The 14,272-nt window shown below is 63.6% G+C and carries 11 protein-coding genes; all 11 read right to left on the reverse strand.

Annotation, left to right across the window (positions count from 1 at the left end):
* Positions 1–2 precede the first annotated feature (2 nt).
* From FYJ85_RS09915 to FYJ85_RS09965, 11 genes are read right to left on the reverse strand one after another with little or no spacing between them, the layout of a single operon-like run.
* Positions 3–2,585: a glycoside hydrolase family 9 protein gene (locus FYJ85_RS09915; RefSeq protein WP_206213085.1), complete on the reverse strand. Its 2,583-nt coding sequence runs from the start codon at positions 2,583–2,585 to the stop codon at positions 3–5.
* A complete protein-coding gene (locus FYJ85_RS09920) occupies positions 2,582–3,661 on the reverse strand; it encodes a glycosyltransferase family 2 protein (RefSeq protein ID WP_158704309.1) in 1,080 nt (359 codons plus the stop codon). The genes FYJ85_RS09915 and FYJ85_RS09920 overlap by 4 nt, the downstream gene beginning before the upstream one ends.
* 28 nt (positions 3,662–3,689) lie before the next feature.
* The gene (locus FYJ85_RS09925) at positions 3,690–4,760 is read right to left on the reverse strand and encodes a glycosyltransferase family 2 protein (protein ID WP_158704308.1); all 1,071 of its coding nucleotides are present in this window, start codon (positions 4,758–4,760) and stop codon (positions 3,690–3,692) included.
* Complete coding sequence (locus FYJ85_RS09930; RefSeq protein WP_154418231.1) at positions 4,750–5,856, reverse strand: glycosyltransferase family 2 protein; 1,107 nt, start codon at positions 5,854–5,856, stop codon at positions 4,750–4,752. The genes FYJ85_RS09925 and FYJ85_RS09930 overlap by 11 nt, the downstream gene beginning before the upstream one ends.
* Entirely contained in the window at positions 5,853–6,806 is a 954-nt protein-coding gene (locus FYJ85_RS09935; RefSeq protein ID WP_154418233.1) for a hypothetical protein, read from the reverse strand. Before FYJ85_RS09935 ends, FYJ85_RS09930 begins: the two co-directional genes overlap by 4 nt.
* A gap of 7 nt (positions 6,807–6,813) precedes the next feature.
* Positions 6,814–8,160, reverse strand: a complete 1,347-nt coding sequence (locus tag FYJ85_RS09940; protein WP_106055220.1) for an O-antigen ligase family protein — start codon at positions 8,158–8,160, stop codon at positions 6,814–6,816.
* A gap of 15 nt (positions 8,161–8,175) precedes the next feature.
* Positions 8,176–9,231 carry a polysaccharide biosynthesis/export family protein gene (locus tag FYJ85_RS09945; protein WP_154418235.1) on the reverse strand — a complete coding sequence of 352 codons (1,056 nt, stop codon included), beginning with the start codon at positions 9,229–9,231 and terminating at the stop codon, positions 8,176–8,178.
* Positions 9,232–9,237: 6 nt separating this feature from the next.
* Positions 9,238–11,226, reverse strand: coding sequence for a GumC domain-containing protein (locus FYJ85_RS09950; protein WP_154418237.1), 1,989 nt, complete (start codon positions 11,224–11,226; stop codon positions 9,238–9,240).
* Between the two features lie 18 nt (positions 11,227–11,244).
* The gene (locus tag FYJ85_RS09955; RefSeq protein ID WP_154418239.1) at positions 11,245–12,339 is read right to left on the reverse strand and encodes a hypothetical protein; all 1,095 of its coding nucleotides are present in this window, start codon (positions 12,337–12,339) and stop codon (positions 11,245–11,247) included.
* Positions 12,326–13,558 (reverse strand): glycosyltransferase family protein, encoded by a 1,233-nt coding sequence (locus FYJ85_RS09960; protein ID WP_154418241.1) that lies wholly within the window; start codon positions 13,556–13,558, stop codon positions 12,326–12,328. The genes FYJ85_RS09955 and FYJ85_RS09960 overlap by 14 nt, the downstream gene beginning before the upstream one ends.
* Positions 13,559–13,560: 2 nt before the next feature.
* Positions 13,561–14,208, reverse strand: coding sequence for a sugar transferase (locus FYJ85_RS09965; protein WP_154418243.1), 648 nt, complete (start codon positions 14,206–14,208; stop codon positions 13,561–13,563).
* Positions 14,209–14,272 lie beyond the last annotated feature (64 nt).

A 14,272-nucleotide genomic window follows, 5' to 3' on the forward strand; every position in this document is an offset into this window, starting at 1 on the left:
CCTCAGGGCAGCGGCGCATAGCCGGGCAGCTGCGTGATATCGGCGGCGGGGACGCGTTCCTTCGCTCCCGGCTCCGGCGGATAGGCGCGGTCGAGCAGAAGCCCGGTCGCCGCCGCCGCCGGAGCGATCGTCTCCCAGACCGTATATTCGCTCGCCGCGACGGAGTACGGCTCGACGTTCGCCCAGCGGCGCCAGATCGGCCACGCCCGCGACAGGAGCTTCGCGCTTTCGTCCTCGGCAAGTTCCCTGCCGCCGCGGAGCGACAGCGGCAGAAGCGATTTCGAAATGCCGGCGAAACCGGCTTCGGGCCGCTTGCCGTAATAGAGCCCGTGCGCCAGCCGGACATCGTCCCGCGCGATGCCGTAGGTGTTGCGGTACGGCGTGATGCCGGGGACGAACTCCGCGATCCCGTCGGCGTAGCTCGTAAAGTCGAGGAAGCGGACCGGACAGCGGTAGCCGAGCCCGCTGGTCATCGTCGTCCCGTTCGGATTCGCCCCGTTGTGGAAATCGTTGCAGAGATAGGCCGCATCGAGAAAACTCTTTTCCCCCGAATAAGCGTAAGCGGCCAGCAGCGTCAGCGCGCGCCGGAGCGGATGACAGTTCCCCCAGGACATCCTGCCCGCCTTCCAGTTCCGCGCGCCGTACCACGCAATCCGGTACGGATAGCCGCCATCGATCTGCCCGGCCATCTCGCGGGCTTCCTGAACAACCCTGCCGGTCCAGAAGCGGCGGAGCTCCCCGAACTCCTCCAGCCGGTCCCGGAAAACCTCGAGCTCGACGAACAGAAACGGCGACCAGCGCCATGACTCCCGCCGGATCAGGTCAGCCAGCTCCTTCCCTCTCCCCGCAAGCGGTTCGAGATAAGCGGCATCGCCGTACAGCAGCCGGAGATTCGCACCGGCTTTGAGCAGGAATTCCGCCGGCAGCTCCTTCGGTTCGCGGTAGCTGATCATCTGCTTGCGCTTGTCCAGGTAATACGAATAATACTGAATCTTCCGGTTCGCCGGATTCAGGGCATACTCCCAGGCCCGGCGCGCCGACTCCCGGCAGAGCTCCGAACCGGCGGCATCCCCGGCCTGCCGCAGCGCGAGCGCGAGCATCGACGCATAGGCGGCATATTCGAGCGTGCCCGCCCGGGTCGCCAGGGAGAGCCGGAACGGTTTCTGCGGGCTCGACGGCAGGTACTCGGCCGGTGTCGGGTGATGATCGGTCTCGATCCAGGTTCCGACGCCGCCGTCCGGCTGCTGCGCGAGCCGCAGGTGTTCGAGTCCCCAGCGCGCCTCGTCGAGAATGTCCGGCACGCCGTTGCCGCTCTCCGGAAGATCGAGCTGCCCGTCGCTGAAGTTCTCCGGTTTCAGCAGATACGCCGCAGCCAGGTCACCGACGATCGACAGGTGGCAGGGACGGCGGTCGAAGTCGGCCGCATCGTGCCAGCCGCCGGGCAGGAACAGCGGCTCCGGGTCGGCCGGAAGATTCTCCGCAATCAGGTTGAAATGCTTGACGGATATGCTGTTGCCGTGTGAATCGAAGAATCCCCAGTCGCGCGTTTTCCCTTTCGGAGCGGCGTTGTACTGACCGTCGTCCGGCGGGAACGTGCCGCGCAGGACTTCGCGGTGGCAGAGCGGCGTCGTCCAGTTCGTATACGGCTTCTCCTTTGCGATCCCGCAGCGCTTGTGGTAGAGCCCGCGGGCGTGGATGTAGAAGGCGTCGGCGATGCTGCGGCCGTCGATCCGGAAATCCGGACTGCGGCCGATGCCGGGCACGCGCAGGAAATAGGTTCCCGGCGCCGAAACGGACGAAAAATCGAGCTCCGCCGTCTCTTCGCCGGTAAATGGCGTCCCCTGCGGCGAAACCGGGTCCTCCATCCGCGCCGCGACCGGACCGGAAAACACCGCACTGCCGGTCGCCGCATCGCACAGCTCGAAGCTCCTGCCGATATATTCCTTCATCGGCAGCGGCCCCGCGTCGCCGAGCCATGCGCCGAGATACGCATATTTGCGCCGGGCCTGCGGCGCATAACCGAGCTGGTTCTGTTTGAACAGGAGGGACGGCACATTGTCCGGGTCGAACCGGTAAGCGAGCGTCTCGCCGGTCGGCAGTGAAATCACATAGCCCGCCCCCGGCGCCAGCGGCTCCGCAAAACGCAGGAAGACGAAGTGCGCGACATCGGCGTTCCGCGTCAGCCGCTCCCGTCCGTTCCCGTCCGGAAAGCGGGCCGCGCCGGTCGGATTCAGCCAGTAACCGGCCTTTTCGACGGCGTGCGCGCTTCCGGCGGCGTCCGTCACCCGGATGCGGTCGAACTGCTGAAGCATCCCGGCGATCTCCGGCCGGTACCGGCCGATCACCCCGGCGGCGGAAAAGTTGAGGCCGAACGTCCGCTTCCACTCCGGCGACGGCTGCCGGCAGAGCTCCTTCAGCGCCTCAAGCTTCTCGGCGGCGTAGCGTTCGCGCAGAAAACTGGTATAATCGCCGGTCAGCGCCAGCGTCCTCCCGTCGAGATGCTCGATTCTCCAGACGCCGCGCGGTTCGGCGGCGGCAAGCGACAGCATCGCCGCAACTGCTGAAATGCAAAGCAGAATTTTCATTTTCCCGCCGCCTTTCCCTTCAGGGCGATCAACGGATAATAGAGATACCTGAAGTAACAGCGCACCGGGTACTCCCAGCCTGTTTTCCACGCCAGCAGCAGCAGCGGCGTCGCCAGACGCTTCGCGCGCGGCGCATGACGGGCCACCTCGCGGCAGCGATGTCCCTGGCGGTTGAAAAACTCGAAAAACGCCTCCCGGCGGTCTTTTTCCGGAAACTTCACGATATATTGCGGATGATAGAAGTACCAGAAGAAAACCGACAGCCAGTGCGAAGCCCATACCCTCCTGAGCTCCCCGGACGCATCGTGACTGAACCAGAAGTCGAAAAGCGCGTCGAGCGCCGCGGCGATGTCATGAATCGACTGCGGAATCAGGCTGGTCGTAACCGACCCCGCGTGCTTCCGGTAATTCACGAAGGAGTAGTCGAGCACGGCCGTCCGTTCCGCGAAATACCAGACCCTCGGCACCCATTCGAGATCCTCGTGCCGCATGCCCGGCACCTGAAAAAGCGCGTGTTCCAGCAGAAACTCCCGGCGGTAGACCGACAGGCAGACGCAGACGCTCGGCAGCCGGCCGGCCCGGAGCACCCGCACCGCCGCCTCGTTCCCGGTCATGATCTTCCCGGCGTCGGCGCCGTCCAGATTCAGAAAGCGCCCCAGATAACGGCAGCCGCCGTCCGGCCGTTCCCCGTACTCGCTGCCGCACGCAAACAGAATGTCGAGTTCGCCGTATTCGCGGACCGCTTCGCGAAATCTCCCGATCGACTCCGGCTCGATCCAGTCGTCGCCGTCGAGGAAAACCAGATATTTCCCGGCCGCATGGCGGATTCCGTAATTGCGCGAATTCGACGCCGAACCGCTGCGCGGCAGGGAGATCACCCGGAAACGCGCATCCCCGGCCGTCTCGGCCCGGCAGATCTCCAGCGTGCCGTCGGTCGACTCCTCGACCACCAGAAGCGCTTCGAAATCCGGATCGGTCTGGTTCCGGATCGAAGCGATCATATCCTTCGCATAACGGCCGACGTTGCAGGCCGGCACGACAATTGAAAATTCCGGCTGCGTCACTGCGTCTCCCATCGTTGTTTCCGACTCTGAATGCTGCATGTCACTGCACCTTTCCCGCGTTCCGGCGGCGTCTCCGGCCGAACGCGTCCTTCTTCCGTTTTGCATGGCACAACAGCGGCAGGAGCGGCAGACAGTGCAGCAGGAAAAACCAGAAGAGCCCTCCCGTGCCGGAACCGCCGCCGCCATCTTCCCGGCGCGCCCGCTCCGCCAGAAGCTTCAGCCGCGCCCGGCGTGCCGCCGCGCCGCAGGAGGGGTCGCAGCAGACGGACTGCGCCGCATGATAGTACTCCCGCAGCCGGAATTCCGCGGCCAGCTCCGGATATCGCTCCGCCAGGCCGCTGTTCCGGAAAATCTCCCGCTGCTTCCGGGCCCGCAGAACCCAGTTCCGCTCCCGGTCTAGATCGGAACCCTCCTTGTAATACGTTGCGCACAGAGAAGCTTCGAAGCGCAGATAATCGTAAAGCGGGCGCTCCGTCGCCGTCAATCTCCGCACCAGCAGAAGATATTCGAGCAGAAAGAGTTCATCCTCCTTCATGCTCAGATTTTCCACAAAGCGGATTTTCCGCTTCTCCACCAGGTCGCGGCGGAACAGGCAGCAGACCAGAAAGCCGTTGCACTCCGGACGCCCGCACAGAAGCGGCAGGAAAAAACGCTCGATGATTTCCCCGCGCTCCATGACGGCCGATTCGCCGCGGAACGGAAAATCCGTCAGAATCCTCTCGCCGTCCGGCGCGATCCGGCGGATCGCGCAGCAGCTGAGTTCGGCATTCCGGGCGACGGCATTGGCGTGCAGAACCCGGTAAAGCTCCGGATCGGCCCGGTCGTCGGAGTCGCAGAAAGCGATCCACTCGCCGGCCGCGGCATCGAGTCCCCGGTTCCTCGCCGCGCTCACGCCACGGTTCGGCCCGCTGAAAAACCGGATCCGGCCGGGATCGCGCGATTGAAACGCCCGGCAGATGTCCGCCGACCGGTCGGTCGAACCGTCGTCAACCAGAATCAGTTCGAGATCCGCCGCAGTCTGCGCCAGCAGCGATTCAAGACACGCCTCCAGCCGTTCGGAGGTGTTGTAGACCGGGACGATGATGCTGAGCAGCGGACGTTTATCCGGCATGGCGCGCCCCCTTCTCCCCCGAACCATTCCGGAACAGCGGCAGGAACCGGTTGAGCCAGAAACGGCAGAAATATTCCGACAGCCGGAAAAATCCCCTTTTCCGCGCCAGATACATCAGCGGAATGAACCAGAGCTGCGCACCGCCCGCCGCACGGACGATGCGGCAGTAGGAACGGAACTGCTCCCTCGTGCCGAGGCAGGCCAGCAGCGCCCGGCGGCAATCCTCCCGCGGGACGAGCCTCCGGAGCCGCTTCCCCGAATAGTTCCGCAGCAGGAACGGCGCATGCAGAAAATGACGGCAGAAATGACGCGCCAGCGTCCGCCGGAACGAGGCCGGATACTCCCCCGCCTCGAAAAACCGGCAGGCCGATTTCACGTTTTCGGCCCGGTCGTACATGGTCTTCGGCCCCGGCGCATGCGTCACCGAAGCGGCGTGAATCCGGTAGTCGTAATGCCGGAACGGCGCAACCGCGACTGCACCGGCCTTCAGAAAAACCCGGTAGGTCCACTCGTCGTCCTGATGCAGGCGCCCGGGCGCCTGATAAAGCCCGTTCCCGTGCAGCAGCTCCCGGCGATAGAGATTCATCCAGGTCGCAGGAATCCAGCGGTCTGCGAAATCGACCGACTCCAAAAATGCGACGCCCGATCCGAACCGCGCTCCCGGCGTTCCCTGCATATGGCCGCCGGAACGGACCGGAACTCCATCCGCCAGCTGCCGGTAATCGTATGACCCGCCGGCAATCAGGTCGAGCTTCGGATGTGCCGCCAGCAGCGTTGCAAATCCTTCCAGCGCATCCGGTTCGATCCAGTCATCTCCATCGACGAAAAGCAGATAGCCGCCGCGCGCGTGGTCGATCCCCCAGTTGCGGGAGGCCGAGGCCGAGCCGGAGCGCGGCAGCGTCACGACCCGGAAACGCGGATCGTCTCCGATCGCTTTGCGGATCACCCGCTCCGTGCCGTCATCCGACTCCTCGACAACGGCCAGGCATTCGAACCCGGCATAGCCCTGCGCCCGGATCGAACCGATCATCCGCTCCGCGTACGGCGCGACGTTGCAGCAGACCGCAATGACGGAAAACAACGGCGCTTCTCTCATCTGCCGCTCCCCTGCGTTTTCATCCTGCGGAGCAGGCGTTTGAACTTGTGCCGGTACAGGACCGGGCCGGCGAGGAGAGAACACCAGGCGCGGTTCTCCCGCCGCAGCGAAAACGGCAGCGGCCCCGGCAGCTCCAGCCCCGCTTCGACCGCGTAGTCGACCACGTCGAGATAACGCCCGAACTTCGGCAGCGACGACGGCGTCCACCCGACCCACGGCTTCGGGTGGCAGACGAAATGGACGAAGAGCGCCTCCGGCTCCCGGTCGAGCCGGTATTCGTCCGAGACGCGCGGCGCGCCGGGCAGGAAGCAGAGCAAACTGTTCAGCACCGATTCATCGAGCTGGTGGTAGAACGGGAGCCTCCGGTCGACGACCCCGACGTTGCCGGAGGGAAGCACCCGCGCCATCTGGTCGCGCCAGGCCTCCAGCAGCGAACGATGCGAACGGTGCAGCGAAAGCAGGCAGTCCGAACAGCAGCGCGGAATCCCCGGCGCCGCCTCCCCCGCCCCCGGCACATCTTTCCGCCACGCTTCAAGCACTTCCGCCGGAATCGCCCGGCCGTCGCCGCCGAAGCGGTGGCTTGCGAATGCGAGGGCGTTCTCCGCTTCGCCGCGCATCCGGATATGGATCTCACCGGGCGAAAGCGGAACCAGCTTCTCCGACACGTTCCCGGTAAAGAAACCGTCGCTGTCCACCCAGGTCACAAACTCCGTATCAGCCAGCAGCATCGCATCCGGCTTGCTGCAGGCCAGCGTGCGCGCGGTCGGCGGGGCCGGAACCACCCGCACGCCGCCGAGCCCTTCGAGAATCCGCGATTCGCGCTCTCCGCAGCCGGCGGCGCAGACGATCACCGGTTCCTCCATGCCGCTTTTCCGCATGGAGGCGATCAGCAGGAAGACACCCCACAGATAGCTGCGGTCCCCGATGGTTACAACCGTATTGTTCCTCATAGTCGTTTCACGCCGCGGCGGGCGTCTCCTCCTTTTTGCGGAAGAGGGCTTCGCGGTTCCGTCTCTTCCGGAGTTCGTTCAGATAGCCGACGACGGCAAACACAATCATGATCTGCATGAAATTGATCTGCTGCTTCAGGACCCACTCCAGGACGGACTGCATATAGACCGCCGCAAGGCCGCCGCATACGCCGGCCGGCACATAAAACCGGGCCGTCCCGGCAAGCCGTGGCAGCAGCCGGGCCGCCAGCACCCAGTAATAGCCGAACCAGCCGAGCAGGACGGCGAGTCCGCCGTAACCGCACTCAGCGCCGACCAGCAGATAGATCGTCTCGACGATGCCGTCCTTGTAATCCTCGTGATAGCCGAGAGCCGGGTCGCGGTGCCGGCTGTAGGTGTACGGCGGATTGATCTTGATCCCCCAGTTGTTGACGCCGACGCCGAGGAGCTTGTCGTCCATCATATTGAACGCGGCGACGGCGAAATTGAGCCGGGTATTGCCCGACGCCTCCGGCGCGGTTTCGAAGCGTTCGACGATCCTCGGCAGGAATACGACGAATACGAGCAGCGCAGCCACGCCGGCCGCAGCCGCCGCAGTCAGCTTTCTCCGGTCGAACGAATAGATCAGCGACAGCATGACCGTCAGCGCGCAGCCGACCGGATAACAGGCCAGCGCCCCGCGCGAATAGGTCAGAACCAGCGAGACGGACGCAACACCGAACGCGGCCGCGAAAAACCAGCGTCCGAACCGGCCGCCGCAGTTGAAGAAGCGGGCCAGAAACAGATTCCCGGCCAGGCTCATGTACATGCTCATGCTGTTCTGGTGCGGAAACACGCCGTGCGCCTGATAGACGCCGCTGCAGTACCCCCAGACGACCGCCGGGAAATTCAGCAGCACCACCGTCCCCATCGCATACCAGAAGAGCTCCACGTCGTCCGTCAGCTCCAGGTAATTCCAGACCGCCAGAAACACGAGGTAGATCATGACCATCTTCCAGAGCTCGAAGAACGAGTAAAGCAGACTGTCGGCATTCAGCGTCGAGACGAGGCAGCTCAGGAAATAGGCGCAGTAAAGCCAGCTCCCGGCTCCCGGCAGGAGGCGCAGTCTCCCGCGCCGCATCAGGATCGCCAGCAGAATGACCAGCGCGCAGAGATAGGAGAGCGACACCTCCATTCCGCGCGACGTTCCGCGATACAGCTCATGCGAGAAGAAGTTGATCGCGGTCTGCTGGAAAGCCAGCGCGCAGAGCGGGATCAGGAACGCCGTGATCCGCAGCAGCCTCCGGTCGTAAACCATGAAGAATGCCGCCGGGATCACGCCCGCCGCCGCAATGCTGAACAGAATGTACTTCATCGCCTCGCTCCCGTGTCAGAATCTCGTCCAGTAGAATGCCGGAGTCAGGAACAGATTGATCAGCTGCCCGGTCGGCATCAGCTTGCGGATGAAAACGTTGTACTCGGAGATGTTGTCTCTCGGGATATAGACGATATCCCCGGGTTCGAGCATGACGTTCGGCTTCTTCCCCTGCAGCACGCCGTCGAGGTCGACCCGGTAGTAGGTCGGGTCCGCGATGCCGCCGCGCATGATGACGGCATATTGCCAGTAGGTCTCCCTGAGCCCGCCGCCGTCGGCGATCAGCTCGAGCAGCCCGAGCGTTCTGTTCCAGATCCGCCGGTGCGGATTATGGACTTCCCCGAGGATCGTGACCATCGTTTCGGAGCGGACCGCGATGTAGATATAATCTCCGCGGTGCAGCTTGATGTTGTTCCAGTAGTCGCCCTTCTCGATCGCGGCGGCGAAATCGACGTCGATGATCCGGTCGCCGCGGATGAACAGCGAGTGCTTGAAATCCGCCACATCGACGACCTGCCCGTCGAACAACCGGCTGGAGGAGCCGCCGGCCTTCGCAAACAGGTCGGAGAGGCGCAGGCCGCTGCTTACGCTGTACATGCCGGGATGTTCCACGCCTCCGGCGATCGTCACGCTCTGGGAGTTGATCGACACCGGCGAAATGCCGACCACCGGATTCTTGATGTAAGTCTCCAGCGCCTGTTCGATCCTCTTCGAAGCCTCCGGCAGCGTACAGCCGCCCACCTTGACCTGGCCGACGAACATCATCCCGACATGGCCGTCCGGAGTGACCGGCGTCTGCGTCTCGAGGTCGGGGTGATTGTAGACCTTGATGTTCAGCACATCGCCGGCGTCAAGCTCATATTGCGGATACGGTTCTTCGGCCAGCTTTTTGAGCCGCTCGAAGCGGACCCGCCGCTCCTCCTCGCTCAAGGTCGCGATCTCCACGATCGAAGCGTTCGTCTCGGTCAGTTCCGGATAGTCCAGATAGTTGCCGGTTCCGCGGTCATATACCGTGCAGGAGCAGAGCCCGAGCAGGAGAGCGGCAGACAGGATACAAACATATTTCAACATATCACCTCACCTCGCACCAGCTGCCGGAGTCCATTTCCTGACTCCAGTTAAAATCACGGCCGCCACATGCCCGCAGGCGCGCTGAAGCGCCACGGTATGCCGAAGCAGCCGCCGGGATGTCGCCCCGGCCCCGAAACAAAGCAGCGAACAATCGCTGAATTCCATCATCTGCCGGAAGAAGAGATCGTTCTGCCGAAGCGGCTCTTTCCGCGAAAGCACCAGCAGATCGCAGTTCCGCAGCAGCTCCTTCGCGTCGCTGCCGAGCATTTCGAGCTCGGCGGGCGAAAGCGCCTGCAGATTTTCGACCGGCAGGAATCCCTGCTGGCCGACGCACTGCACCGCCACAAGCGCCTCGCCGCCGGAACCGTCCGCCGGAGAATCAAAGTCACGGGCCGAAACGATGTTGACCTGAAACAGCTTCATGCCGGTCATCGCGGCATTCCATTTCAGCGACTCCTGAATATCCGGAACGATCGCGCCGCCCTCCAGCGCGCCCTCGAACAGGATGTGCCTGCCGTTCAGCGCCTCGCGGAATCCGTAATAGATTTCATGCAGCACGGCCTCCTTCTCGGCCGTCGAACGGAAAAGCTCCGGCGAGGCCGGATACGAACCGACCGGAACCAGGCCGTTGCAGGCCGCCAGCTCCTCAAGGCTTTCCACCCTGCCGAACAGAATCTGCTGCGCCAGCAGCAGCAGCACGGAGAAGCCGGTCACGAAAAACGCAAGAAACAGAATCAACGCGACGACCTTTTTGCCGAACGCGGACTCCGCGTCGGCGGTACCGACCTTCTCCACCTGCTGAATGTCGCTCGGAGTCGAGGCGATCAGCAGCTGCAGATCGCTGATCGACTCCTCCACCGTGCGCAGAATCGCAATGAACGATTCGCGGCGGGTTTCGAGCTCGCTGTATTTCGGCAGCAGCCCGGTCAGCTCCAGAACCGCGCTGCGGTTCCGCGCGATCTCCGTTTCGAATGCGTGTTTATTCTGCTTCAGAAATTCGAGTTTCCCGGTCGCGTCGGCCAATTGGAGCTGCAGGGACTCCGCCATCCGCAAAGCGTCCGGGTCGTAATTTTCGATCTTCTTCTCCTTCAGGTACGCCCGGTAGGCGGCGAGCGCATCGTCATACTCCGAAACGGCGGCGAGCAGCCGCGGATTCTTCTCCGTATACAATTGCCGCAGGCGGGTTATTTCATGTTTCAGCCGCTCCTGTTCGTCCTGGAACGCCTTCAACTGCGCGGCGTGCTTCAGTGCGGTCGCGTCGATATGCGAAAGCTGCTCCTGAAACTTCCTGCTCTTCGCCTCCTCGTTCGCAATCTGCACATTGATCTCCGAAAGCGACGCCAGAGAGGTCGACATGACCCCGCGCAGCCGTTCGAGCTCCTGCGCCGGCGTCATCGAATTCAGGAGCCTGACCAGTTCGCGCTGCTCCTTCTCGCAGCCGGCCACCGACTCCTCGAGCTCCCGCTTGCGCCCCTCCAGCGTTTTAAGCCGATTCCGCAGATCGTCGGTGCGGAAGGAGACGTATTCGTCGATGCACACCTCCGCCACGGTGTTTGCAAACAGGGTCGCCGCCTCCGGCTGCGCATCCTTCACCGTGATCCGGATCAGGTTCGGGCGCCCCTTCTCCTGGTTGATTTCAAGCCGGCTCTTCAGGGTCGCACGATCCATGCCGCCGAGGTTCAGCCGGTCCGCCACCTGGCGGCGCATGGCGAGGCGGGAGAACAGCTCCAGCGTCTGTTTCGCATCCATCGCTCCGTAACGCTTCGTCTGCTTCGGGTAGAAGAAAAGCCCGGTCCTCGCCTCGTAACGCACTCGCGAATTCATGAAGCGAAACTGAAAAAACGCCGCCAGGCCGATCAGGGTAACCAGAAAAATCAGCACGATCATGCGCCAGCGCTTGAGCAGCACCGAAAAGCACAGCTTCCGGTACAGCTCAAACTGCCGCATCCGTTCCTGCTCTTCCGCCAGCAGGTCGTATTCTTCGTCACGATTCATAAGACAACTCTCTTCCGCTTAACTGATTACCCGCCACAACCGATATAAAAGCGCACGCTCTTCCGGCACTCCGGGCCCATTCCGGTCCGGCTCCGCCGCCGCCAGCAGCCGGTAAATCCGGCGCAGCATCCTGAGTTCCGGCGCATCGAGCCAGTCGCATACGGAACCGGGCGAATGCGTTTTCGCCACCCATCTCAACAAATTCCGGATTCCTTTCCGGCCATGCAGGGCGCAACCGGCATGCAGTTGCCGCAGAACCGTTTCCGTTTCCGCATCCGCGGCGCAGCCGGCCGCGCCGGCCACGCTTTCGCACCAGAAACCGCGTGCCCGTTCCCAGGCCGCCCGCCAGTCGTCCGGCGGGCAGACGTGCGGTGTGCGCCTGAATTCGAGCGCCGCGGCATATTCCTGCACCCGCTCCGGCGCCAGCCCCCGCTCCGCGGCCAGCGCCCCGAACGCCTCGAGCCGTTCCCGCGCCCGCCAGCGGTAACGGTGCGCACAGATCAGCTGCGCTTCCGCCCCGCCGAGAACGGCCTTGTTCAGATTGCGCAGAACAAAGCCGGCGTCCTCCGCTCCGTCACGGACCCGTTCGGCCGCCATCAGGAGCCCCATGCCGCGATTCAGCAGAAGCCGCGCGCCTTCGAGCGGCGGCAGCTCCGATTCCCGCAGCGCCGGCAGCGCGGCCAGCACATCGGCCTCCCCGCAGACCTGCCAGTATCCGTGCTTCAGCTCCTGAAACATCAGAGTATGGGAGACCCGCCCGAGGTCGCCGGTATTCTTGACCGGCCCGAAATCGACGTCGATCCCGAGCGCCCGCGTCCAGCGCCGCGCGACCGGCTCGACCGCCCGGTCGATTTCGCGTTTCCGGCGGCGGCCCGCCCCGGAGGAGAACACGAAAAAATCCAGGTCGTTGAACAGCCGCGGCACACCGTCCGGCCCGGCGCAGACGCCGCCCTCGCCGCGACCGTACCCGCCGCCGAGGCAGACGCCGGCCAGCTCGGGGATGCCGAGCGCCAGCACATCGGCGCCGATCGCCGGAACCACGCGCTCGAGCAGAGCCTCCACCTCCGGCTCCCGGTTCGCCGTGCAGCAGATGTGTGTTCTATAACATGTCATCCGAAAGAAACATCCTGTTCACGAACGCCTTGGCCGCCGTCCTGACGATCAGCAGCGGATTGCGGTGATGATAATAGTAACGGTCGTCCAATTTCTGCTGCAGCGCGTCGCGCCGCATCGAAAAGCTGTCGGAGAAACAGAATACGAAATCCTCGTTGCGCCCGGAGCGCCGGATCAGGCTGCCGCGGTGCCGCACCACCAGCCAGAGCTTCGGATAAAGGTCGAAGGAGCACTTGACGAACCAGCGCGTCCTCCGCAGCAAAAACCGTACCGGCAGCGTCGCGGCATACGGAATCAGGAACAGCACGGCCAGGAACAGCGAAAACAGATATTCGAAAGCGCCGGTCCAGTCGATTTTCCCCCAGCCGCCGTCGAGCCCGGACGATATCCCGGCCTCCTCCAGATCGACGGAGGCCTCGCTGACCGGGTCGATGATCCGCCCGGAGACGACGATCTTGTCGGAGAATTCCATGTTCTTGCCGATGTAGGTATGGTCGAACACGACGCAGCGCCGCAGCACATTTCCGCTGTCGATGATGACGTCGTGCCCGATCACGACTCCTCCTTCGAGGCGGCAGTCGCGCTCGAGACAGATGTTGTCGCCCAGCACCACCGGCGGTTTGATTTCGCAGCCGGGCATGATGACGACGTTCATGCCGGTGTGGACCCCGTTCTCGGCCCGGTACCCGGGCAGCACCTGGTTCCGCGGCGTGTTCAGGAGCTGGAAATTCAGCTCGAAATACTGATTCAATGTGCGCATGCTGCGCAGCGGAGCCGGACAGCGGAACAGCCGCCCCTCCCGGAACAGATAAACGCCGTCGCGCCGCTTTTCGCCGGGCTGAATTTCCTCCAGATTGCCGAACAGCGCCTCCCGGCTCTCGAATTCGGGCAGGACCGGTCCCATGACGAGCAGGACTTCGCCTTCCCCGGCGAAACCGCGGTGCTCGTCCAGCAGCTGCGGAATGTCGCGCCGGATGCCGGAGCCGAGATAGTGCAGCACGAGAGACCAGCGGTCTCCGCGCCCGAGCTTCCGCTTCAGCGCCGAATCGTAGTTGTAGTCGAGCAGCGTGATCTCATCGACGCCGAGAATCGAAACGGAATCGATCTGATACTCCGCGAACTCCTTGCCGGCGACCGGCAGCGAACAGATGCTGCGGTCCGGGAAGAACTCCTCGCACCACCTCAGCGTATGGTTGTACGGGTTGATGATCGCCTTCATGATCAATACGCCCCCCGCCCGGTCAAAATCGCCGGAACCGTTTTGACCAGAATCCGGCAGTCCTGCCAGAAACCGCGCGAAGCGATATACTCCTTGTCAAGCTGGACCTGCTTCGAAAACGGAATGTCGCTGCGGCCCGAGATCTGCCAGATGCAGGTGAGCCCCGGAACCACGTTCAGCCGTTTGCGGTCCTCGAGCGTGTAAAGCCGGACCTCGTCGGGCAGCGGCGGCCGCGGCCCGACCAGGCTCATGTCGCCGATCAGCACGTTGAACAGCTGCGGCAGCTCGTCGATGCTGAACTTGCGCAGATACCGGCCGATCCGGGTCACCCGCGGATCGCGCTTCATCTTGAAGATCACTCCGTCGGCCGACTGATTTTCGGCCATGAGCCGCTGCTTGATCCGGTCCGCGTCGATCCGCATCGTGCGGAACTTGTAGAACCGGAAATGGCGTCCGAACCGGCCGACCCGCACCTGCCGGTAAATGACCGGTCCGGACGAGTCGAGCTTGACCCAGACCGCGACGGCCAGCAGGAACGGCGACAGCGCCGCAAGCGCCGCAAGCGACAGCACAATGTCGAAAAAGCGCTTGAGGCGGTAAGACGTCCCGACCGTGAAATACCAGACATGCATATGGAAAGTCCGCTTCATGCGGTCCCGGCGCCGCCGGGCGAGCTCTCCGGATATGCGGGTCAATTCCCGATCCAGGCTTGTC

This window comes from Victivallis lenta (genome assembly GCF_009695545.1).
Lineage (GTDB): Bacteria > Verrucomicrobiota > Lentisphaeria > Victivallales > Victivallaceae > Victivallis > Victivallis lenta.